Source organism: Microbacterium sp. RU1D, from assembly GCF_900156435.1.
Classification (GTDB): Bacteria; Actinomycetota; Actinomycetes; order Actinomycetales; family Microbacteriaceae; genus Microbacterium.
The window spans coordinates 957,520-978,567 of sequence record NZ_FTPQ01000001.1 but is presented as its reverse complement, the minus strand read 5'-3'; the positions used below and the strand labels follow the sequence as shown (position 1 = coordinate 978,567).

The following is a 21,048-nucleotide window of genomic DNA, read 5'->3' as shown; positions in this document are numbered from 1 at the left end:
CAGGAGCCTCGCACCGGCACGCCCGCGGCGCGGCATCCCGACACGGAAACCAACCGTCCGGCGCTTCGCTGTCAACCCGCCCGCGACTGTCGGACGGACATGCGAGAACAAGGGGACAACACAACGCGGGGGGAAGGCGCCGCCGACGATCTCTCGACATCGAGGAAACCGAAAGCGGGAGGGGCGACGAAGAACCATTCGAGGGAATGAAGAGCATTCCCCGCCCGTTATCAGAAATGTCGGCACACCCGAAGGCCGACCGGAGGGGATCGTGGGAAAGAACTACATCGACATCGAGAACGACCACGGCGAGACGCTGCGTTACCGCAAGCACGTCAATGGTCGGGGCCTCGTCGCGCACGGCGCGAAGGTCCACCCGTCGGCGCTCGTGGAGAACGGCGCTTACGTCGAACCCGGCGTTCAGATCGCGGCCGGTGTTCGAGTCGGTCGCGGCGCATGGATCGAGTCCGACGCCGTCATCGGTCCGGAGGCCCGTATCGAGCCGCACGCGCACATCTGCGCGGGCGCGGTCATCGGCGCCGGCGCTCACATCGGCGTCCGCACCCAGGTCGGCCACAACGCGCGCATCGCGGTGGGCTCGCTCATCGGCGACGACGAGATCATCAACGACGGCGAGGCCGTCGCGACCGACCGTCGCGGCCTGCGCCTCGCGGCCTGACCCCCGCCCGCACGGGCATCCATCGACCCGCACGACTCCCCGGAGCGTGCGGGTCTTCGTCATCCCGGACGGGATGCCGGAGCACCCGCGTAGCGCGGGTCGCTGCGACGCCAGGCGTGGCGCGCGATGCGGGAGCATCGTCCTCGGGACGGGTCCCGCGACGCGGAACGCACCGGCGTCACCCGCGTCACGGAACCCCCGGCGCCACCCTCGCCTCGGAACGCCCCGGCATCTCCCCGGGTGCGAAACACCACGACGCCAGCCGCGGCGTGCGCGCTCCCGGGTCGCTCAGGCGAGGATCGTCAGCACGAGGCCGAGAAGCGGAAGCGTCCCCTGGATCGTGGCGGGGCGGAGGTACTTCCGGCCCGAGGTGACGAGCACGAGCGCGGCCGCGAGCATCGAGCCGAGCGAGAAGATCAGCAGCGTCCGCCCGACGACGTCGCCGGTGCCGTTCACGATCCACAGCACCACGCCGATCGCTGCTCCGACCGCGAGGAAGAGGTTGTAGAAACCCTGGTTGTACGCCATCGGCTTGGTGATGTCGGCGGCGCGTTGATCGGCGATGCCGAAGGTCTTCCACGTCTTCGGTCGCGTCCAGCGCACGCTCTCGAGCACGAAGATGTAGACGTGCAGCAGGGCGGCGAGCCCCGCGAAGACGAGTGCGAGGATGCCGATCATGCCCCCACGTTAGCGTCGCGGATAGCCTGGGATCATGGCGAACGACAACGGGTCACGCGGTCGCGGCGGATCACCCCGCCGCACATCCCGTTCGAAAGCCGCGTCCGCGAAGCGCGGTTCCGCTCCGAGAGCGAAGCCGAAGCCCGCCCCGAGCCCTCCCCGCGAGGAGCCGCGCACTTTTGTGCTCGGCGCGGTCCCGGGTGCCACCCCCGGAAAGTGGATCGGTTTGTGGCACGAGCGGATGCCCCGGGTCACGCTCCAACTGCGCGAGATCGCGGTCGACACACAGGTGGCGGCCCTCGACGAGGTCGATGTGGCGCTGGTGCGTCTGCCGCTGACGGCATCCGACGATTTGCACGTCATCGCGCTGTACGAGGAGCGGCCGGTGGTCGTCATGTCGACGAATTCGCACCTGACAGCCGCCGAAGAGATCGATCTCGCCGATCTGGCCGGTGAGATCCAGATCATTCCGGCCGACGACGTGCTGCATCTCGAGATCCCGGATGCCGTGTCGCCCCGCTTCGCGCCACCGGCCGACACCGCCGGGGCGATCGAGACCGTCGCCGCGGGTGTCGGGATCGTCGTGGTACCGATGTCGCTGGCCCGGGCGTACCAGCGGCGCGACGTGGACTACCGCGTGCTCCGAGACGGACCAGTGTCCACCGTCGCCCTCGCCTGGCAGCGCGAGCGGACGACGCCCGACGTCGAGGAGTTCGTCGGCATCGTGCGCGGGCGCACGCCGCGCTCCTCCCGCTGACGCTCCGCCCCGTCCCGTCCCGAGCGGAAAGCGCTTCTCGGCGCACGGACCATCCGCACGGCGAAAAGTGCACCATGCCGCAATTCGTTCGCCCGCAGGACGACCCGAATTCACCCGCCGCGTCCTCGACGGTCACGCCGGCCTCGTAGTTTGCCTCCGTCTCATGTCGGCCGTTCCGGCCGCGCCTCCCGAGAGACCCGAGAGGAAACCATGTCATTCCCGAGCTTCCCCGCCGGCCGCACCATCGCCGGACTCGCCCTCGTCACGGCTGCGACGATCGCGCTCGCCGGCTGCGCAGGCGGCAGCGCCGACTCCTCCGCCGACGGCGGCGTCGACGCCAAGACCGCGACCAGCGTCGCCGCCTTCGGCACTCTCGCCGACCTCGAGACCGCGGCCAAGGCCGAGGGCCAGCTCAACGTGATCGCGCTGCCGCGAACGTGGGCCAACTACGGCGAGATCCTCGACCTGTTCGCTCAGCGCTACCCCGAGATCACGATCAACGAGCAGTCGCCCGACGTCTCCAGCGCCGAGGAGATCCAGGCCGCAACCGCCAACGAGGGCCTCGACACCGCCCCCGATGTGTTCGACCTCGGCCTGGCCGTGGCTCTGCAGAACACCGACAAGTTCGCCGCCTACCAGGTGCAGACCTTCGACGACATCCCCGACGCTCTGAAGGAGTCGTCGGGTCTGTTCGTCGGCGACTACGGCGGGTACATGTCGATCGGCTACGACTCCGCGCGCTTCCCGGCGCCGACCCAGCTCAGCGACCTGCTCAAGCCGGCCTACAAGGGCGCTGTCGCCATCAACGGCGACCCGACCCAGGCGGGGTCCGCTTTCGCCGCGGTGGGCCTCGCGACCGTGCAGAACGACGGCACGCTCGACGACTTCACGCCGGGCGTCGAATTCTTCGGCGAGCTGAACGCGGCCGGCAACTTCCTCAAGGTCGACCCCACCGACGCCACGATCGCGAGCGGCGAGACCCCCGTGGTCTTCGACTGGGACTACCTCAACGCCGCGCAGGCCACGGCTCTGCGGACGTGGAAGACCGTGGTGATTCCGGGCACGGGATACGCCGGCTACTACAACCAGGCGATCAACAAGGACGCCCCGCACCCCGCCGCCGCCCGCCTGTGGCAGGAGTTCCTCTACAGCGACGAGGTGCAGAACCTCTGGCTCAAGGGCGGAGCCCGTCCCGCGCGCATGGAGGCCATGACCACGGCCGGCACGATCGACGAGACGCTCGCCGCAGCGCTGCCGACGGCGCCGAGCGAGACCGTCGTGCCGACCGAGGCCCAGTCGACGACGGCCGGCGACACCCTCGGACAGAAGTGGGCGACGGCGGTCAAGTGACCGTTCTCGACCAGGTCGTCGTCCCCGCGGCGTCGGAGCAGCCCGCTCCGGCGCCGCGGGGCGCGGCGCGTCGCAGCTGGGCGTGGCTCGGACTCGTCCCCTTCGCCGCGTACGTCGTGCTCTTCCTCGCCCTGCCGACCGTCCTCGCGGTGGGCTCGGGCTTCGTCGGACGCGGCGGCGCCTTCACCCTCGACAATGTCGCCGCGCTCGGCGATCCGCTCGTGTTGTCGACGTTCGCCAATTCCGCGTGGGTGTCGCTCGTGACCGCGGTCATCGGCTCCGTCGCGGGAGCCCTCGTGTGCTGGGCCATGCTCGGCCTCGCCGAGACCGGTGCCGTGCGAACCGCCGTGGACGCGGCATCCGGAGTCCTCGCCCAGTTCGGCGGAGTGATGCTCGCGTTCGTGCTCATCGCGGCGATCGGTGCGCAGGGCGTGGTAACGGTGATGCTGCGTCAGCTCACCGGCATCTCGCTGTACGAGAACGGCGTGTGGCTCTACGACCTCCCCGGGGTCGTCGTGGCCTACCTCGTGTTCCAGATCCCGCTCATGGTGCTGACGTTCATGCCGGCGCTCGCCGCCCTCAAACCACAGTGGGTCGAGGCGCACCTGACGCTGGGCGGCACGCGTGGCGGGTTCTGGCGCCACGTCGGCATCCCGGTGCTCGCGCCGTCATTCCTCGCGAGCCTTCTGTTGCTGTTCGCGAACGCGTTCTCGTCGTACGCCACCGCCGCAGCGCTCGCGAGTCAGGGGTCGCAGATCGTTCCCCTGCAGATCCGATCGGCACTGACCAGCGAGACCGTGCTCGGACGGGAGAACCTCGCAGGCGCGCTCGCCCTCGGCATGATCGTCGTGGTCGCCGGCGTCATGGTGGTCTACGCGCTCATCCAGCGACGCGCCGCGAGATGGCAGTCGTGAATCCGCTCGCTCCCCCGCGCCCAGTCCGCTGGATCATCGCGGTCGTCGTCGGCCTCGCCTTCGTCGTGCCCTTCGCCGCGACCGCGTTCTTCACGCTCACGCCCCTGCCCGGCGGTTCAGGACTGTCGTTCGATCGCTGGGCGGGCGTCTTCGACCCGGCCAGCGCCGCGAAGTACCGCCCGATCTGGACGGGACTGGGCAACTCACTGATTCTCGCCGCCGTCACGGTCGCGCTCGTGCTCGGTCTCTTCACCCCGACCCTCGTGCTCGTCGCGCTGGCCTTCCCGCGTCTCCGACGGGTTTTCGAGTTCGTCGCACTGCTGCCCATCTCGGTCCCCGCGATCGTGCTGGTCGTGGGACTCACGCCGATCTACCTGCAGATCGGACGCACGCTCGGCACCGGAGCGTGGACGCTCGCGTTCGCCTACGGCATCCTCGTGCTGCCCTTCGCCTACAGATCGATCCAGGCCTCGATCGACGCAATCGACCTCGCGACTCTTTCCGAAGCCGCCCGCACGCTGGGCGCGGGCTGGGGATCCGTGCTGCTGCGCGTCATCGTGCCCAACCTGCGGCAGGGGCTGCTGTCTGCGGCTCTCATCTCCGTCGCCGTGGTGCTCGGCGAATTCACCATCGCCTCGCTGCTGAACCGTCAGACCCTGCAGACCGCCCTCGTCGTGGTGAACAAGCAGGACGGCTACGTCGCCGCGATCTTCACCCTGCTCGCATTGGCGTTCGCGTTCGTGCTGCTACTCATCATCGGCCGCGTCGGACGCATCGGCGCCGGGTCGGGAAAGAAGACCTCATGACCACCGACACCCCCGCCCGCGCTCTCTCCGACGGCGCCGCGACGGCCTCGATCCCGGGCGCGAGTGCGGGCGTCGAACTGCGCGGTGTCGTGAAGGAGTACGGCTCCACGCGCGTGCTGCACGGCGTCGACCTCGACGTCGCGCCCGGAGAGTTCGTGTCGCTGCTCGGGCCCTCAGGCTGCGGGAAGACGACGGCCCTGCGCGTGCTCGCCGGGCTCGAACAGGCGAGCGGGGGTGAGGTGCGCATCGCCGGCCGCGACGTCTCGGGTGTGCCGACGAACAAGCGCGACATCGGCATGGTGTTCCAGTCCTACTCGTTGTTCCCCCACCTGCGCGCGCTCGAGAACACCGCCTTCGGCCTCCGGCGCCGGGGCATGGGCACGGCCGAAGCCCGCCGCCGGGCCGGCGAGGCGCTCGACCTGGTGGGACTCGGACATCTCGCCGATCGGTACGCGCACCAGATGTCGGGCGGTCAGCAGCAGCGCGTGGCGCTGGCGCGGGCCCTGGTGACCGAGCCGCGCGTGCTGCTGCTCGATGAACCGCTGTCGGCCCTCGACGCTCAGGTTCGCGTGCAACTGCGCGACGAGATCCGCCGTCTTCAGCAGCGCCTCGGCACCACGACCGTCTTCGTCACGCACGACCAGGAGGAGGCCCTGGCCGTGTCGGACCGCGTCGCAGTGATGGGCGCCGGCCGCATCCTGCAGGTCGGCAGTCCCGAAGAGCTCTACACGCGCCCCGCGACCGCGGAGGTCGCGGCCTTCGTCGGGTCGTCGAGCCTCGTCCCCGGCTTCGTCGTCGGCGACGCGGTCGAGGTGTGGGGGCGACGCCTGCCCCTGCTCGCCGCGACCGAGGCGGGCCCGTGCGAGGTGTTCGTGCGCCCCGAGAACGTGCGTCTCGTCGGAGCGGGCGATGAGGGGACGGATGCCGTGGTGGAGCAGACCACGTTCCTCGGCAGCATCCGCCGCTCATTGCTGACCACTGCCGAGGGTGCGCGCGTGCATGTGCAGCACGACGCCGACCTCGGACTCGCGGTCGGAGCGCGCGTGCGCGTGCGCCTCGGTGACGTGGCAGTGCTCACGCGTCCTGTCGCCGGCTGATCCCGCCGCCGCTCGGGCGCCCCCAGGTTCCGTCGCGTTTCCAGCCCTGCTCGGCGTCGCCGCGAGCCGAATAGAATCCCTGGGTGACTCCGCTTCCCCTGCTCTACGTCTGCGCGCGTCCGCAGCGCGATGCGGCTGTGGCGGAGTGGGCCTCCTTCCGCGACGGGTTGGGAGTGCCGGGCGACGACCTCGTGCACCACGACCTGGTGCGCGAGCCGCTGCCGGCCGACCTCGAGCGCTACGCCGCCGTGGTGGTGGGCGGCAGCCCGTTCAACGTCACCGATCCCGACAAGACCGACGAGCAGCGCCGCCTCGAACGCGACCTCGAGCGCCTGGCCGCCGCCGCGATCGAAGGCCGCACGAGCGTCCTTTTCACCTGCTTCGGCATCGGCGTGGTCACGCGCCTACTCGGCGGGGTCGTGACGCTCCAGCATCCGGAAGACACCGGTCCCGCCCAGATCACGCTGACCGAGGCCGGACGCGACGACGAGCTCTTCGGCATCCTGGACCCCCGGTTCCAGGCGTATACCGCGCACAAGGAGGGGACCGCGAGCGTGCCACCCGGTGCCACCCTGCTGGCATGGAACGACGCGTGCCCCGTGCAGGCCTACCGCGCCGGGGCGGGTCTGTGGGCGACGCAATTCCACCCCGAGCCGACGGCCGACGCCTTCGTCGCCCGCATGCGCGTGTACCGCGAGGCCGGATACTTCGACGCCGACGCGTTCGACGAGGTCTCCGCGCTCGTGCGCACCGCGTCGGTCCAGCAGCCGACGCTGCTGCTGCGCTCGTTCGCCGCCCGCGCCGTCGCCGCCTGACGGGCGGTCCGCCGCGCGTGCCGAGGCCTGCGTGCGGCCGTTCTGAGGCCCGGCGTACACGACGGCGACTGGGCGCCGCGGAACCCCGTCCCGCTCGTACCACGCTCCGGGGTGTCGCCGTGTCCTCCCGCCGATGTGCCCGTCGACCTCGACGGCTGCCGTGCCACGAGGGCGACGAGGAAGGCAAAGTCAAGCCCAGTGCCGCCATTTACCTAGCTTTTCTAGTGTTCTCGTATGAACGCAGCAGCACAGTGGCGGGGCGCCGACCTCGCGCGTCAGATCGTCGTCCTCTCCGCGGTGTCGTTCATGCTCATCGCGGCCGTCATCGGGGCGGGCGCCTTCGGCAACTCCGCCGTCGAAGACCAGCAGGGCGGAGCCCTCGACACCGACGGGTCGTACCTCGCCCCGGCCGGTCCCGCCTTCTCGATCTGGTCGGTCATCTACCTCGGCCTCATCGCCTACGCGATCTGGCAGGCCCTCCCCCGCCAACGCACGAACCCGCGTCAGCGCGCCCTCGGCTGGCTCATCGCCCTGACCATGACGCTCAACGGCCTGTGGCTGGTCGCGGCGCGTTTCGGCACCCTGTTCCTCACCGTCGTCGTGATCGTCCTCCTGCTCGCGGCCCTCGGCTGGACCTTCCGCGTCGCCGTGGCCACCCGCGAACCGCGCGGCGGCGCCGTCGATTCCGTCCTCATCGACGGCGTGACGGGCCTGCACCTCGGCTGGGTCACCCTCGCCACCGTCGCAAACACGGCCGCGTGGCTCACAACGGTCGTCCCGCCGTCGTGGGAAGAGGGGGCGGATGCCATCGGCATCGCCGTGCTGATCGTGGTGGCGCTCATCGGCCTGGCGATTGCGTGGCGCAGCTCGTGGCGCGTCGCCCCCGCCCTGGCCCTGGCGTGGGGTCTGAGCTGGCTGGCTGTCGAGCGTTTCGGCGGGGAGCCGCAGAGCACCCCGATCGGGATCACCGCGATCATCGTGGCCGTCGTCGTGCTCCTCCCGCCGCTGGCCGTGAGCGCGCTGCGCCTCATCCGCCCGAGCGTGGACTGAGTCGGAGGTCGCGAGGCCTAATCCCTTCGCATCCGCCGCACAAGAGCATCCGACGCCGGAGGGCGTAGGGATGTAATCGGGGCGTGGACTCACTGCCCTTCTTCCTCCTCGTCGTCATCTTCGTCGCCGCCGCCGCGGTCGTGTGGGTCGCCGGCATCCAGCTTTCGAAGGCGACCGACGTCCTCGACGCGCGCCTGCACCTGGGCAGCGCGCTCGGCGGGCTCATCGTGCTCGCCGTGGCGACGAACCTGCCGGAGATCGCGATCACCGTGTCGGCCGCGATGGCGGGCAATCTCGAGGTCGCCGTCGGCAACATCCTCGGTGGCATCGCCCTGCAGACCGTCGTGCTCGTGATCCTCGATGCCTTCGGCAGACGCGGCCGAGGGGTGAAACCCCTCACCTACCGCGCGGCCTCGCTCACCCTCGTGCTCGAGGGGCTGGTCGTGGTGGCGGTACTGGCGGTGGTCGTCGCCGGGAGTCAGCTCCCCGACGGCCTCGAGGTGCTGCGGCTGACGCCGGATGTGGTGCTCATCGCCGCGATCTGGGTCGTCGGGTTGCTCCTGGTGCAGCGCGCCGGGAAGCACCTGCCGTGGCACGAGGACGGTCGGGCGCCCGACGCGAGCCCGAAGCCCACACGCGCGACGAAGAAGATGAGCACGAAGAAGGCCGCGGTGGTCTTCTCGGTCTCGGCCCTCGCCACGCTCGTCGCCGGTGTCGTCCTGGAACGCGCCGGCGACGCCGCCTCGTCGCAGATCGGCCTCTCGGGAGTGCTGTTCGGCGCGACCGTCCTGGCGCTCGCGACCTCGCTCCCCGAGATCTCGACGGGCCTGCAGGCCATCCGGCAGGGCGACGACAACCTCGCCATCAGCGACATCTTCGGCGGCAATGCCTTCCTGCCCGTGCTGTTCCTGCTCGCCACCGTGATCTCGGGTGCGGCGGTGCTCCCGCAGGCCAACGGCGCCGACATCTACTTGACCGCGCTCGCGGCGCTGCTGACGCTCGTCTACGTCGTCGGCCTCATCTTCCGCCCGCAGCGGCGGATCCTCGGGATGGGCGTCGACTCCTTCGTCGTTCTCGTGCTCTACGCCATGGGCGTCGGCGGCCTGTTCGCGATCTCCGGGTGACCGGGGCCGGTCGCTCAGCGATCGCACGAGCGCGGCCGAGCGCGACGCGTCCCCCGACGCGCGGACGGCCCCGTCCCGAGAGGGAGCGAGGCCGTCGACGCCGGGCTCAAAGCACCGGACCCACGATCGCGCTCGCTCCCGCAGGGACCGTCAACGCCGTACCCTCGAGCACGACGCCGTCCGCGGTGGCCAGCAGCACGCGGGCACCGGAGACGACGGATGCCGTGGCCTCGGCATCCGAGAGGTTCACCACGACGACCAGGTCGCGGCGCCGCAGTTCGTAGACCCGCCCGCCGTCGGTCGCGCGGGCGGCCGCGGACAGCCCCTCGCGCGAGGGGTCGGTGAGCTCCGGGCGCTCTCGACGCAGCTTCGCGAGCTCGCGGTAGAGGCCGAGCAGCTGCGCGTGATCGCCCTCGCCGACCTCATCCCAGTCGAGCTTCGAGTTCTCGAACGTGGAGGGGTCCTGCGGGTCGGGAACCGTGGACTCGTCCCAGCCCATCTTCTCGAACTCCGCGATCCGCCCCTCGGCGGTGGCCTTGCCGAGCTCGGGCTCGGGGTGCGAGGTGAAGAACTGCCAGGGGGTGGTGGCTCCCCACTCCTCGCCCATGAACAGCATCGGCGTTCCCGGAGCGGTGAGGGTCAGCACCGCGGCCGCGGCGAGGTGGTCGTAGTCCAGCGACTGCGACAGACGGTCACCGGCGGCGCGGTTGCCGATCTGGTCGTGGTCCTGCGCGAAGGTCACGAGACGCCAGTTCGGCACGGCATCCGGGATGGGCTTGCCGTGCTTCTCCTCACGGAACGACGAGTAGGTGCCGTCGTGGAAAAAGCCGCTCTCGCTCACCTTGCGGAAGGCGTCGAGGTCGGCGAAGTCCTCGTAGTACCCGATCGTCTCACCGGTCAGGGCGACGTGGGCGGTGTGGTGCCAGTCGTCCGACCACTGCGCGGTCAGCCCGTACCCGCCGGCCTCGCGCGGCAGGATCAGCTTCGGGTCGTTCATGTCGCTCTCGGCGATGGTCGTGAGCGGGATGCCGCGGTGCGCCGAGAGGGCGTCGGTGCGTTCCGCGATCTCCTGCAGCACGTGCGGCTCGCGGTGGTCGAGCAGCGCGTGCACGGCATCCAGGCGCAGGCCGTCGACGTGGTAGTCGCTCATCCACATCAGGGCGTTCTCGACGATGTAGGCGCGGACCGCGTCCTCGTCGAGGTTGACGGAGTCGCCCCACGTGTTGCGGCTGCCCTCGCGGAGGTACTCGCCGAACTCCGGCAGGTAGTTGCCGGAGGGGCCGAGGTGGTTGTAGACCACGTCCTGGATGACGCCGAGCCCCGCGGCGTGGGCGGCGTCGACGAAGCGCTGGTACGCCTCGGGTCCGCCGTACGCCTCGTGCACGGTGTACCAGAGCACCCCGTCGTAGCCCCAGTTCCACGTGCCGTTGAAGCCGTTGACCGGCAGCAGCTCCACGTGGGTCACGCCGAGGTCGACGAGGTGGTCCAGGCGCCCGATCGCGGCATCCAAGGTCCCCTCGGGGGTGAAGGTGCCCAGGTGCAGCTCGTAGATCAGGCCGCCGGCGAGCTGCTTGCCCGTCCACGCGGTGTCGTTCCACGCGTAGACGGAGGAGTCGAACCACGCCGAGGCCTCGTGCACGCCGCCCGGCTGGCGCCGCGAACGCGGGTCGGGACGCAGGTCGTCGCCGTCGCCGAGGACGAAGCCGTACCGCTCGCCGTCGGCGAGGTCGACCGGAGCCGTCCACCACCCGTCCGCGGCCGACTGCATCTCGATGTCTTCGACAACGGCATCCCCGCTGTCATCCAGCCGGCGCAGCCGCACCCGCTCCGCCTTGGGTGCCCAAACGTCGATGCTCATACGGTGCTCCTTTTCGCGTGAGGTGCCGAGAAATGTCGCTTCAGGGGCGCGTGAGGCGACAGTTCCCGGCACCTCACGCGCTCGGGGTCAGAAGATCAGCAGGGCGACCGGAAGGAACGCCAGCAGATCGGCCAGGGGGGTCGGTCCGCCGGCGAACGAGCGACCGGTCAGCACGTCGACGACCGGCGTGTCGGGCAGCAGCACGACCGTGTCGCGCCACCCGCCCGCGGCCTCCAGCCCGTGGGGCAGGCGCGTCGCGACCGTGAACACACCGCCGCGGTCGAACGCCACGACATGGGCGGACGCCGCACCCGCGGCCTCCAGCGGACGGTAGATCTCCAGCGGGTGCTCGCGCCGCAACCGCAGCGCGCGCGAGGTCACGAGCAGCTTCGCCGCGCCCGTGGCATCCACCACCGGGGGACGGGCCCCCGGAGCGTCGATCTCGGCCAGCATCCGACGGCGCTCGGCGAAGTCGACCGCCCGGCGGTTGTCGGGGTCGACCAGCGACTGCTCCCACAGCTCCGAGCCCTGGTAGACGTCGGGGACGCCGGGGCCCATGATCTGCAGCAGCTTCGCCGACAGGCCGTTCGACCAGCCCGCGGGCGAGATCTCGTCGACGAAGGCGCGCACGCGCTCGGCGGCGGGGCCGGTGGCCGCATCGACGACCGCGTGCATACGCTCCTCGAAGGCTGCGTCCTGCTCCCACCAGCCGGTGACCTCGCTCGCCTCGCGCGCCGCCTTCTCGGCGTACGCGTGCAGGCGCTCGCGGTAGACCTTCAGGCCTTCGGGAGTGGATGCCGACTCCGGCCACGCCCCCACGATCGCCTGCCACAGCAGCGCGTCGAAGGGGCCGTGCCCGGTCGAGGCGATCCCCCGGAACTCCTCCAGCACCTCGGCCCAGCGCGCGGGGATCTCGGCGAGCACGGCGATGCGGGCGCGCGTGTCCTCGCCGCGCTTGGTGTCGTGGGTGGACAGCGTCGTCATGGCGGTCGGCCACGACGCGTGCCGCAGGGCCTGCGCGGTGTGGAAGCCGGCGACGTCGAGGGAGAACTCCCCCGGGTCGCCGCCCACCTCGGTGAGCGAGCCCAGGCGCGTGTAACGGTAGAACGCCGTGTCCTCGACGCCCTTGGCCATGACCGGCCCGGTCGTCTGCTGAAAGCGCCAGGCGACCTCGAGGCTCGTGTCGGCGAGCACCGGGACGAGCTTCTCGATCACGTCGCCCAGCTCGGGCCGGCGCACCTCGGCCTCGCCCGCGGCGGCGTCGAGATGGGCGCGGCCGGCGGGGAGGTACGAGCGGTAGACGGGGAAGCACGCGAGGATCTCGGCGAGCGCGTCCTGCAGCACGTCGGCCTCGAACTCGTCCCGCAGCGACGCAGGAAGGCCCCGCACCAGGCGACGGATCTCCGACACCTGGATCGAGTCGGCGATCTTGCGCTTGGTGTCGTGGATGAGATCGTGCCAGCCGGTGAGCGGCGCGAGGTCGCTGTCGACGCGCAGGCGCGCGTCGAGCGCGTCGAGCGCCGCCTCCCCCGCGGGGTCGGTCAGCACGCGGTCGATCTCGGCGAGGGCGTCGTACCCGGTCGTGCCGGCGGTCTTCCACCACGAGGGCAGGGCTTCACCGTGCTCGAGGATCTTCTCGCCCAGCACGTAGCCGACCTCGCCGTCGCCGGCCTCCTCCAGAGCGACCGCGAGCCGGTCGAGGTAGCCGCCCGGGTCGACCAGGCCGTCGGGGTGGTCCACGCGCAGGCCGTCGGCAAGGCCCTCGCGCACCCACCGCAGGATCTCGGCGTGCGTGGCGTCGAACACCTCGGGCAGCTCGACGCGCACGCCCGCGAGGGTCGTCACGGCGAAGAAGCGCCGGTAGTTGAGGTCGTCGGCTTCGTCCTGCCAGAAGCGCAGCTCGAAGTTCTGCGCGTCGAGGAGAGCCACGATCGCAGCGCGCGAGCCCGAGGCCGCGGCATCCGTCCCCGTCCCCGGCGCCACCGGGAACGCGTGGTCGTAGTAGCGGATGAGGCCGTCGGGGGCGTCGTCGGCCGGCGTCGGGTCGTACGTGATCTCGGCGATCACCGCGTCGAGGTGGTCGCCGAGCACGGGCACGCGCACCTTGCCGCCACCGAACTCCCAGTCGATGTCGAACGCGTCCGCGTGCGCCGACGCGCGCCCCTGACGCAGCACGTCCCACCACCACGCGTTGCTGCGCGGCTCAGAGACGCCCATGTGGTTGGGCACGATGTCGATCAGGATGCCGAGCTCATCGGCCCGCGCGGCACGCACGAAGCGGTCGAGCCCCTCCGCGCCCCCGCGCGCGGGGTCGACCCGCTCGACGTCGACGACGTCGTAGCCGTGGTCGGAGCCGGGCGTGGCCTCGAGGATCGGCGAGAGGTACGCCCACGAGACCCCGAGGTCACGGAGGTATCCCGTGACCTCGGCGGCGTCGTCGAGGGTGAACGAATCGCGGATCTGCAGGCGGTAGGTCGAAAGCGGAGTCCGCATGTCGCTCACAGCTCCGGCTTGGGCGCCAGGCCGGGCAGGTCGTCGGTGCCGATCACCTGGATCTGCGCCGTGAGGGAGGCGGCCACCGAGTGGTCCACCTCGGGCTCGGGCAGGTGGTGCTCGCGCAGCACGATGAGCGACTTCGGCTCGAGCGGCAGCGTCTCGCCGGGCTCGAGCGGCTCGGTGTTGGCGCGCTCGCCCGCCGTGTCGACGTACGCGTCCCACTTGGGGGCGTACTCGAAGTCGGGCAGCCGGAAGTCGACCCTGTCGTCGCCGGCATTGAAGAGCACGAGGAAGTGGTCGTCGCTGATCGACTCGCCACGACGGTCGCGCTCGCGGATGCCCTGGCCGTTCAGGAAGACGCCGACGGCGAGGCCGAAGCCGTTGTCCCAGTCCTCGGGCTGCATGAGCGAGCCGTCGGGACGCAGCCAGACCACGTCGGGGATGGGCGCGCCCTCCTCCATCTTGACCGGGCGGCCGTCGAAGAACCGGCTGCGGCGGAAGGTGGGGTGCTGCTTGCGCAGGCGGGCGAGGGCCGCGGTGAACTCGATCAGCGGGGTGTCGATGTTCGACCAGTCCACCCACGTGATCTCGTTGTCCTGCGCGTAGCCGTTGTTGTTGCCGCCCTGCGTGCGGCCGAGCTCGTCGCCGTGCAGCAGCATCGGCACGCCCTGGCTGAGCAGCAGCGTCGCGATGAAGTTGCGCTGCTGCTGCGCGCGGCGCTTCAGCACCTCGGGGTCGTCGGTGGGACCTTCGACGCCCATGTTGCTGGAGCGATTGTGCGATTCGCCGTCGTTGTTGTCTTCGCCGTTGGCGTCGTTGTGCTTCTCGTTGTACGACACGAGGTCGCGCAGCGTGAAGCCGTCGTGCGCGGTGACGAAGTTGATGGATGCCACCGGGAAGCGACCCGAGTGTTCGTACAGATCGGCCGAGCCGGTCAGCCGCGAGGCGAACTCGCCGAGGGCCTGCGGCTCACCGCGCCAGAAGTCGCGGACCGTGTCGCGGTACTTGCCGTTCCACTCCGTCCACTGGGGCGGGAAGTTCCCGACCTGGTAGCCGCCGGGGCCGACGTCCCACGGCTCGGCGATGAGCTTGACCTGCGAGACGATCGGGTCCTGCTGCACGAGTTCGAAGAAGGTCGCGAGCTTGTCCACCTCGTAGAACTCTCGGGCGAGGGTCGAGGCCAGGTCGAAGCGGAATCCGTCGACATGCATCTCGAGAACCCAGTAGCGCAGCGAGTCCATGATCAGCTGCAGCGTGTGGGGGTTGCCCACGTTCATGCTGTTGCCGGTACCGGTGTAGTCGGTGTAGTACCGCTTGTCGTCGTCTTCGAGGCGGTAGTAGGCCTCGTTGTCGATGCCGCGCATCGAGAGGGTGGGGCCCATGTGGTTGCCCTCGGCGGTGTGGTTGTAGACCACGTCGAGGATGACCTCGATGCCGGCGGCGTGCAGGGCCTTGACCATGGCCTTGAACTCCTGCACCTGCTGACCGTGGTCGCCGGTCGAGGAGTAGGTGTTCTGGGGCGCGAGGAAGGCGATGGTGTTGTAGCCCCAGTAGTTCGACAACCCCTTCTCCTCCAGGGTCGAGTCGTTGACGAACTGGTGCACGGGCATGAGCTCGATCGCGGTGATCCCGAGCTTGCGCAGGTGATCGATCACGGCGGGATGGGCGATACCGGCGTAGGTGCCGCGCAGCTCTTCGGGCACGTCGGGGTGCAGCTGGGTGAGACCCTTCACGTGGGCCTCGTAGATGAAGCTCTCGGCGTAGGGGATCTTCGGCTGACGGTCGCCCGCCCAGTCGAAGAACGGGTTCACGACCACGCCCTTCATCATGTGCGCGGCGGAGTCCTCGTCGTTGAACGAGTCGGGGTCGCCGAACTCGTAGCTGAAGACCGCCTGTCCCCAGTCGACCTGACCCTCGACGGCCTTCGCGTACGGGTCGAGGAGCAGCTTCGCGGGGTTGAAGCGCTTGCCGTTGGCGGGGTCGTACTCACCGTGGACGCGATAGCCGTAGCGCTGTCCCGGCTGGATGTTGGGGAGGTAGGCGTGCCAGACGAACGCGTCGACGTCGATCAGCTCGAAGCACGTCTCCGTTCCGTCCTCATCGAAGAGGCAGAGTTCGACCTTCTCTGCCCCCTCACTGAACAGGGCGAAGTTCGTCCCGTTACCGTCATAAGTGGCCCCGAGGGGATAACTGGATCCTGGCCATACCTGCTGCACGTCGCTCACGATAGACCAGCGTCGTTTCCGCGAACCGCCGGGGTCACGACTGTTGACACCCGGGGCGCCCCCGACTATGCGCGCGGGTCTCTGTGCACCCCGCTCGTCAGGCGCGCTCGGGCGGATGCCGCAGCAGCTCGACGCGCTCGTCGAGGTACCGCGCCAGCGGCATCCATCCACCGGCGGCGCTCCACCGCACGAGCGCCTCTCCCCCGCGCACGGCGAGCGGGCTCGAGGCCCCGTCCAGCCGGGCGAGGTCGATCGGATGCCACCCGATGTGCACCGTGTCGCCCTCGGGGACCCCGCCGCGCGCGGCCGCCGCGGCGAGCTCGGCGCGGCGGCGCTGCGACTCCGCCGCGAAACCGCGGCGCACCTCGGCGCGGGCGCGAACGATGTCGCCGGTCGCGAGAACCTCGTCATCGGTCACGAGCAGCACGCCGAGGTGCCACGCCGTCGCGCGCGGCACGATGCGGGGAGCACGCCGGATGCCGAGCAGTCGCCGACCCTCCTGCAGCTCGCCGATCCGCTCGCGCGGCGCGTCGGCGAGACGCGCCCGAGCAGCGTCGAACACAGCGGTGGCGTCGGTCACGCGTCCCCTCCCCCGTCCCGGGCGGCCTCGGCCCGTTCGACCGCGCGCGCGGCGTCGCGGGCGGCCGTGGCGGCATCGCGCTGCGCCTTCTCGTGCCCGCTCACCGCGTCGTCGGCCTCCGCGGCCTCGGCTTCCACGCGGCGCAGATCGGCGCGGAGTCCCTCGACGCGTTCGCGCAGGCGGTCGGCGCGCTCCCGCGCCGCGGCGAGGCGCTTGTCGACCGCGGCCTTCTCGCGGTCGGCGTCCGCCCGCGCTCGTTCGGCCTCGCGCACCGCGCGCTCCGCGGCCTTCCGCGCGCGGCGCGCGGCGAGATCGTCGCGCGGCGCGGGCGCGGGGGCGGCGTCGGGGACCGAGCCCGCGACGGCGGCGCCCAGCTCGGAGGTGTCGAGGTCCGCCAGGTCGATCGCGGAGACGAGCCGGCCGGTGAGCACGACCGCCGCGACGGCCGGGTCGACCACCGCGGCGTTGACGGTCTTCTCGACCGCGTCGGTCGCGGCGGCGCTGAGCGGTGTCCCCGCCTCGGCCGCGAGGTCGGCCGCGCGGCGCGCGAGGGCGGCGACGAGCTGACGGCGCTGGCGTCCGAGGCGCGCCAGTTCCGTGGCATCCAGGTCGTCCTGCGCCTCGTGCAGGGCGCGCGAGAGTTCGACGGCCTCGCCCAGCTGCCCGTCGTCGACGAGGAGGTTCACGGCCCACGCCGCGACGGTGGGCTTGCGCAGTTTCGCGATGCCGCGACCGAGGGCGCCGCCGGCGGAGGCGGCGCGCTCGTTCCGGGCGGCGGTGAAGCGCGCGGGCGGTAGAGCGAGCAGCTCGGCGGCGGCTTCGTCCAGGCGGGCGGCGTCGTCGCTCATCCCTTCATTGTGGTCGCCGAACGCCGCCGCGACCACCCGGGCGGCCACGGTGCGTGTCAGAGGGACACGATGCCCGAGCGGGGACCGCGGATCTCGCGGTGCAGCCGTTCCATGCGGGTGTCGAGTTCCGCGGCGGTGTCGGCGGCGTTCTTCAGCTCGGCGAGCAGCTCGGCCGGCACGAGCCGGTCGTACTTGTAGTAGATCTTGTGCTCGAGGCTCGCCCAGAAGTCCATGGCGATGGTGCGGAACTGCACCTCGACCGGTACGTCGACCCGCCCCGTCGAGAGGTACACCGGGACGTCGACGATCACATGCAGGCTCTTGTACCCGTTCGCCTTCGGCTCCGCGATGTAGTCCTTGACGTCGCGAACGGTGATGTCGTCCTGCCGGGTGAGCAGGTCGGAGAGGCGATAGGCGTCGTCGATGAAGCTGCAGGTGACCCGGATGCCGGCGATGTCGGTGATCGTCGCGCGGATGGAGTCGAAGTCGGTCTCGATGCCCTTGCGACGCACCTTGTCGACGAGACTGTCGGGCGACTTCACCCGGCTCGAGACGTGCTCGATCGGGTTGTAGGCGTGCATCTCCTGGAATTCCTCGCGCAGGATTGAGATCTTCGTCTCGACCTCGGCGAGCCCGAAACGGTACTCCATGAGGAATCGCTGGAACTCATCGCGAAGAGCCCGCAACGCGGCACCGGATACGGTGATCTGCTGATCGTCCAGCGGCTCCGACATGCCTTCGACGCTAACCGGAGCGGCTACGAGGCCGCTGGGAACGTCACGCGGGCGGGGTCGCGCGCGGCGGCTCCGATGCCCGCGGCACCAGCTCGCCGTCGACGACGTCGATGCCGATCAGCCCGTTGAAGACCTCCGGCAGGTCGTCGGGGTCGCCCGCCGGTTCGGGATGCCGAGGGGTGGGGGGATGTGTCACGGCGCCTCCTTCCGTGCAGTCCCTCCACAGTGACAGGCGCCCCTCGCGCCGCCGGTGGTCTTGACAGCCGACGATCGCGGGCGTATCCCCTGGGGCCCCTGGCGTATCGTGAGGGTATGGGGACCATTCACTACGGCGGAAGCGGCACCACGGTGCACATCGAGGACCGCGCTCTGGCCCACCTGAAAGTCGTGATCTCGACGAAGCTCCGCCGCGGCGAGAGCTTCACGCTGTCATGGCGTCACCGCGACGACGAGGAGCGCGGCCGCAGCACCCTGTGGCTGCACCCGGCGATTCCGCTGCGGTTCGTCTTCGATGACGCCGAGCCCACCACCCTCAGCAGGGAGTGGATCGAGCGACTCGCCGACTCGGCGAACTCCTCGGGCGGCATCATGCTCGTCCCCGAGGACGTCACCCCGACGCAGGACGCCGAGAAGCGTTAGAGGTCAGCCCTCTTCGACGTGGGCGTCTTCGCTCGGCTCGGGCGTGATGGCCAGGCCGTTGGGGCCGGATGCCGCGAGCATGAGGTCTTCGACCCACACGCGGTTGATGCGCGGCTGGCGGCTGCCGTAGAAGTGGAACTGGATCGGCACCGACGGGTGCATCCAGAAGCTGCGACGACCACTGCCGTCGCCGACCTCGACGTCGAACATGAACGACTCCGAGCGGCGAAGCTTGTTCATCACCACGATGCGAAGGTGCGCCAGCGTGCGGTCATCGATGTCGACGGCGTTCGCGACGGTGTCGTAGATGAATCGGCCCATGCCGAAAGCCTAGTCGAGGAACGCAGCATCGTCCGAGAACCGCCAAAGCGTCGTCCGGGTGCCACGCGCACCGCCCGCGTCGCAACCCCCGGGAGCACTCCCTCTCGTGGCGACTAACGTGCGGGTGTGGGAACGCTCTACTACGGCGACGTTGCAACGCCGATCGAGATCGAGGACCGCGCGCTCGCGCACGTCAAGGTGGTCATCGCGACCAAGCTGCGTCGGGGGGAGAGCTTCACCCTGTCGTGGACGCACGGGCCGGGGCAGGAGGTGGGGCGCAGCACCGTGTGGCTGCACCCGTCGATCCCGCTGCGGTTCGTCTTCGACGCGCCCGAACCGGCCCTGCTGAGCCGAGCGTGGATCGAGGCCCTCGCCACGTCGGCGAACTCCTCGGGTGGCCTCCTGCTCGTTCCCGAACCCGAACAGCCTGGAGCCTGAGCGAGGCGGGGGGCCGGACGGCGCGTCGGTTCGGCGGCGCCTGACCGTGAACGGAGCGCGTGGCCGAATCGGCGCGTCTGACCGACGGCGCGATCAGACCAGCGGCTGATCGAGGATCTCGCGAGCGCCCTCTTCGACGGCGGTGGGGACGACCAGCGGTCGACCGGCCGAGAAGGCCTCCCACTCGCGCAGGACGATCGCCTCGATGTGCGACGGATCCTCATCCGGGTAGTCCGCGCGGAGGCGCGCGACGACGTCGCCGAACGAGGCGACCTGCACACCGTCGACCACCTGAACGGCGTCGGACGCGTGCGAGGACGCACTCACATCGACCGCGTTCTCGTCCATGACTTCATGGTTTCACGGTCGCGCCGGGCCACCTAATGCTGCGGGGGAAAGAAGGCCGCCTAGCTTCTCAAAATCCGTTCGACCGGCGTCCGTTCAGTGCGCGGCGTCGACCTCGACGGGGTGCAGGTCGACCTGGTCGACGGCATCCTGGAGGCGCGCGAGGCAGGCGATGACGGCCGAGCTCTCGTCGGGGGTCATGTCGAGGACGGCGGCCATCATGCGCGTATGCATCGACCCGAGGGTGGCGCGCACCTCCTCGTCGCTCGCAGCGGTTGCCACGATGAAGATGCTGCGGCGGTCGGTGGGGTGCGGCACGCGGGTGACGTGCCCCGACTTCTCGAGACGGTCGACGATCGCCGTGGTCGAGGCGGTGGAGACGCCGAGGTAGCGCGTGAGCTCGCTGGGCGAGACCTGACGTTCCCGACCCGCCGCCTTCAGCAGGTAGCGCAGGACGAGGAGCTCGTTCTCACCCATCGACATCGATTCGCGCGTGCGCCGGCGCATCGCGACCTCGGCGGCGCGGTAGACGCGGAAGGCCTGCAGCACGTCGACTGCGCGACGGCGGCGGTCTTCTTCGCTCGCGCCGTACCAGTACCGCGACGACTCGGACCCGTTTTCCACCAGGGCATCTTATGACAGGGGAGCTCGTCCAGCCCCCTGCCGATGCGCATGGCGGACAGGTACGATGGTAAGTAGATCAGCTATCTACTCGATAGGCACCTAGCTCAGCACCGAAGACACTAGCGCACCGAGACAGACCGGGGAGGCGAGATGAGAGGCACGGCGACCACGGACGACGTGGTGAAGGCGCTCAACGACCTCACCGACTCGGGAGTCGCCTCGGAGCGCGCGGCTCTCACCTCCCTCGGCATCGGTCCCAACGACGCCAAGGTCCTGCGGTTCCTCCTGCAGCGCCTGCCCGACGACGAACCGGTGACACCGCGCATGCTCGCCGCGATGCTGGGCATCTCGTCGGCGGCGACGACGGCCCTCATCGACCGGCTCGCGGAGGCCGGGTGGGTCGAGCGCGAGCCGTACCCCGGAGACCGGCGTTCCATCGTCGTCCGCGAGACCATCGACCCCTCGTCCCCCGCCCGTCGCATCCTCTCCGTGCGGCGCGCTTCGGCCGCGGCGGCGGCAGCGAAGCTGGGTCCGGCGGAGCGGCGGATCGTCGCCGACTTCCTCGACGACATCGCGCGCGGCGAGCGGCAGGACATCGACGACATGGTCGCAGACGACGAAGCGCCCCGCACGGCCTGAACGGCTCGTACGGGGCGCGGCGCCATGTCAT

The 21,048-nt window shown here is 70.4% G+C and carries 23 protein-coding genes; 12 read left to right on the top strand and 11 right to left on the bottom strand.

What is annotated here, in order from left to right:
• Positions 1–271 precede the first annotated feature (271 nt).
• The gene (locus B0B15_RS04415; RefSeq protein ID WP_076673580.1) at positions 272–679 is read left to right on the top strand and encodes a transferase; all 408 of its coding nucleotides are present in this window, start codon (positions 272–274) and stop codon (positions 677–679) included.
• A 288-nt stretch (positions 680–967) separates the two neighbouring features.
• Here the strand turns inward: B0B15_RS04415 and B0B15_RS04410 are convergent, their stop codons facing one another.
• The gene (locus tag B0B15_RS04410; protein WP_076673578.1) at positions 968–1,357 is read right to left on the bottom strand and encodes a DUF1304 domain-containing protein; all 390 of its coding nucleotides are present in this window, start codon (positions 1,355–1,357) and stop codon (positions 968–970) included.
• Positions 1,358–1,538: 181 nt separating this feature from the next.
• Between B0B15_RS04410 and B0B15_RS04405 the strand changes: the two genes are divergently transcribed.
• The 8 genes from B0B15_RS04405 to B0B15_RS04370 all read left to right on the top strand — a co-directional run bounded on the left by B0B15_RS04405 (position 1,539) and on the right by B0B15_RS04370 (position 9,270).
• On the top strand, positions 1,539–2,114 hold the full coding sequence (locus B0B15_RS04405) for a LysR substrate-binding domain-containing protein (protein WP_256334253.1): 576 nt from the start codon (positions 1,539–1,541) through the stop codon (positions 2,112–2,114).
• A 210-nt stretch (positions 2,115–2,324) separates the two neighbouring features.
• Positions 2,325–3,464, top strand: a complete 1,140-nt coding sequence (locus B0B15_RS04400) for an ABC transporter substrate-binding protein (protein ID WP_076673574.1) — start codon at positions 2,325–2,327, stop codon at positions 3,462–3,464.
• Positions 3,461–4,378, top strand: coding sequence for an ABC transporter permease (locus B0B15_RS04395; protein WP_076675159.1), 918 nt, complete (start codon positions 3,461–3,463; stop codon positions 4,376–4,378). Before B0B15_RS04400 ends, B0B15_RS04395 begins: the two co-directional genes overlap by 4 nt.
• Positions 4,366–5,184, top strand: coding sequence for an ABC transporter permease (locus B0B15_RS04390; protein ID WP_076673572.1), 819 nt, complete (start codon positions 4,366–4,368; stop codon positions 5,182–5,184). The genes B0B15_RS04395 and B0B15_RS04390 overlap by 13 nt, the downstream gene beginning before the upstream one ends.
• A complete protein-coding gene (locus B0B15_RS04385; protein ID WP_076673570.1) occupies positions 5,181–6,281 on the top strand; it encodes an ABC transporter ATP-binding protein in 1,101 nt (366 codons plus the stop codon). Before B0B15_RS04390 ends, B0B15_RS04385 begins: the two co-directional genes overlap by 4 nt.
• An 83-nt stretch (positions 6,282–6,364) precedes the next feature.
• On the top strand, positions 6,365–7,096 hold the full coding sequence (locus B0B15_RS04380; protein ID WP_076673568.1) for a glutamine amidotransferase-related protein: 732 nt from the start codon (positions 6,365–6,367) through the stop codon (positions 7,094–7,096).
• Between the two features lie 234 nt (positions 7,097–7,330).
• Positions 7,331–8,146: a tryptophan-rich sensory protein gene (locus B0B15_RS04375; protein ID WP_076673566.1), complete on the top strand. Its 816-nt coding sequence runs from the start codon at positions 7,331–7,333 to the stop codon at positions 8,144–8,146.
• An 83-nt stretch (positions 8,147–8,229) separates the two neighbouring features.
• A complete protein-coding gene (locus tag B0B15_RS04370) occupies positions 8,230–9,270 on the top strand; it encodes a sodium:calcium antiporter (protein WP_076673564.1) in 1,041 nt (346 codons plus the stop codon).
• A gap of 106 nt (positions 9,271–9,376) precedes the next feature.
• On the opposite strand, the gene treZ is transcribed toward B0B15_RS04370, so the two are convergent.
• From treZ to B0B15_RS16440, 7 genes are all read right to left on the bottom strand, one after another.
• Positions 9,377–11,128, bottom strand: a complete 1,752-nt coding sequence (gene treZ / locus B0B15_RS04365; protein WP_076673562.1) for a malto-oligosyltrehalose trehalohydrolase — start codon at positions 11,126–11,128, stop codon at positions 9,377–9,379.
• 87 nt (positions 11,129–11,215) lie between these two features.
• A complete protein-coding gene (treY, locus tag B0B15_RS04360; RefSeq protein ID WP_076675157.1) occupies positions 11,216–13,621 on the bottom strand; it encodes a malto-oligosyltrehalose synthase in 2,406 nt (801 codons plus the stop codon).
• Positions 13,622–13,626: 5 nt separating this feature from the next.
• On the bottom strand, positions 13,627–15,849 hold the full coding sequence (gene glgX / locus B0B15_RS04355) for a glycogen debranching protein GlgX (protein WP_256334170.1): 2,223 nt from the start codon (positions 15,847–15,849) through the stop codon (positions 13,627–13,629).
• Between the two features lie 97 nt (positions 15,850–15,946).
• Positions 15,947–16,429, bottom strand: a complete 483-nt coding sequence (locus B0B15_RS04350) for a glutaminase (protein ID WP_076673560.1) — start codon at positions 16,427–16,429, stop codon at positions 15,947–15,949.
• Entirely contained in the window at positions 16,426–17,277 is an 852-nt protein-coding gene (locus tag B0B15_RS04345; RefSeq protein ID WP_076673558.1) for a transposase, read from the bottom strand. The genes B0B15_RS04350 and B0B15_RS04345 overlap by 4 nt, the downstream gene beginning before the upstream one ends.
• A 56-nt stretch (positions 17,278–17,333) precedes the next feature.
• The gene (locus B0B15_RS04340) at positions 17,334–18,011 is read right to left on the bottom strand and encodes a GTP pyrophosphokinase (protein WP_076673556.1); all 678 of its coding nucleotides are present in this window, start codon (positions 18,009–18,011) and stop codon (positions 17,334–17,336) included.
• Between the two features lie 43 nt (positions 18,012–18,054).
• A complete protein-coding gene (locus B0B15_RS16440; RefSeq protein WP_176776562.1) occupies positions 18,055–18,207 on the bottom strand; it encodes a hypothetical protein in 153 nt (50 codons plus the stop codon).
• Positions 18,208–18,323: 116 nt separating this feature from the next.
• Here B0B15_RS16440 and B0B15_RS04335 point away from each other — a divergent pair, with 116 nt between their 5' ends.
• Entirely contained in the window at positions 18,324–18,650 is a 327-nt protein-coding gene (locus B0B15_RS04335; protein WP_076673554.1) for a DUF7882 family protein, read from the top strand.
• A gap of 3 nt (positions 18,651–18,653) precedes the next feature.
• Here the strand turns inward: B0B15_RS04335 and B0B15_RS04330 are convergent, their stop codons facing one another.
• Positions 18,654–18,971 carry a DUF7882 family protein gene (locus tag B0B15_RS04330; RefSeq protein ID WP_055959437.1) on the bottom strand — a complete coding sequence of 106 codons (318 nt, stop codon included), beginning with the start codon at positions 18,969–18,971 and terminating at the stop codon, positions 18,654–18,656.
• Positions 18,972–19,097: 126 nt separating this feature from the next.
• Here B0B15_RS04330 and B0B15_RS04325 point away from each other — a divergent pair, with 126 nt between their 5' ends.
• Positions 19,098–19,409 (top strand): DUF7882 family protein, encoded by a 312-nt coding sequence (locus B0B15_RS04325; protein ID WP_076673552.1) that lies wholly within the window; start codon positions 19,098–19,100, stop codon positions 19,407–19,409.
• Between the two features lie 93 nt (positions 19,410–19,502).
• On the opposite strand, the gene B0B15_RS04320 is transcribed toward B0B15_RS04325, so the two are convergent.
• On the bottom strand, positions 19,503–19,757 hold the full coding sequence (locus B0B15_RS04320) for a three-helix bundle dimerization domain-containing protein (RefSeq protein WP_076673551.1): 255 nt from the start codon (positions 19,755–19,757) through the stop codon (positions 19,503–19,505).
• Positions 19,758–19,850: 93 nt separating this feature from the next.
• Positions 19,851–20,378: a MarR family winged helix-turn-helix transcriptional regulator gene (locus B0B15_RS04315; protein WP_076673549.1), complete on the bottom strand. Its 528-nt coding sequence runs from the start codon at positions 20,376–20,378 to the stop codon at positions 19,851–19,853.
• Positions 20,379–20,528: 150 nt separating this feature from the next.
• Here B0B15_RS04315 and B0B15_RS04310 point away from each other — a divergent pair, with 150 nt between their 5' ends.
• Positions 20,529–21,017 (top strand): MarR family winged helix-turn-helix transcriptional regulator, encoded by a 489-nt coding sequence (locus tag B0B15_RS04310; RefSeq protein WP_076673547.1) that lies wholly within the window; start codon positions 20,529–20,531, stop codon positions 21,015–21,017.
• Positions 21,018–21,048: the final 31 nt, after the last annotated feature.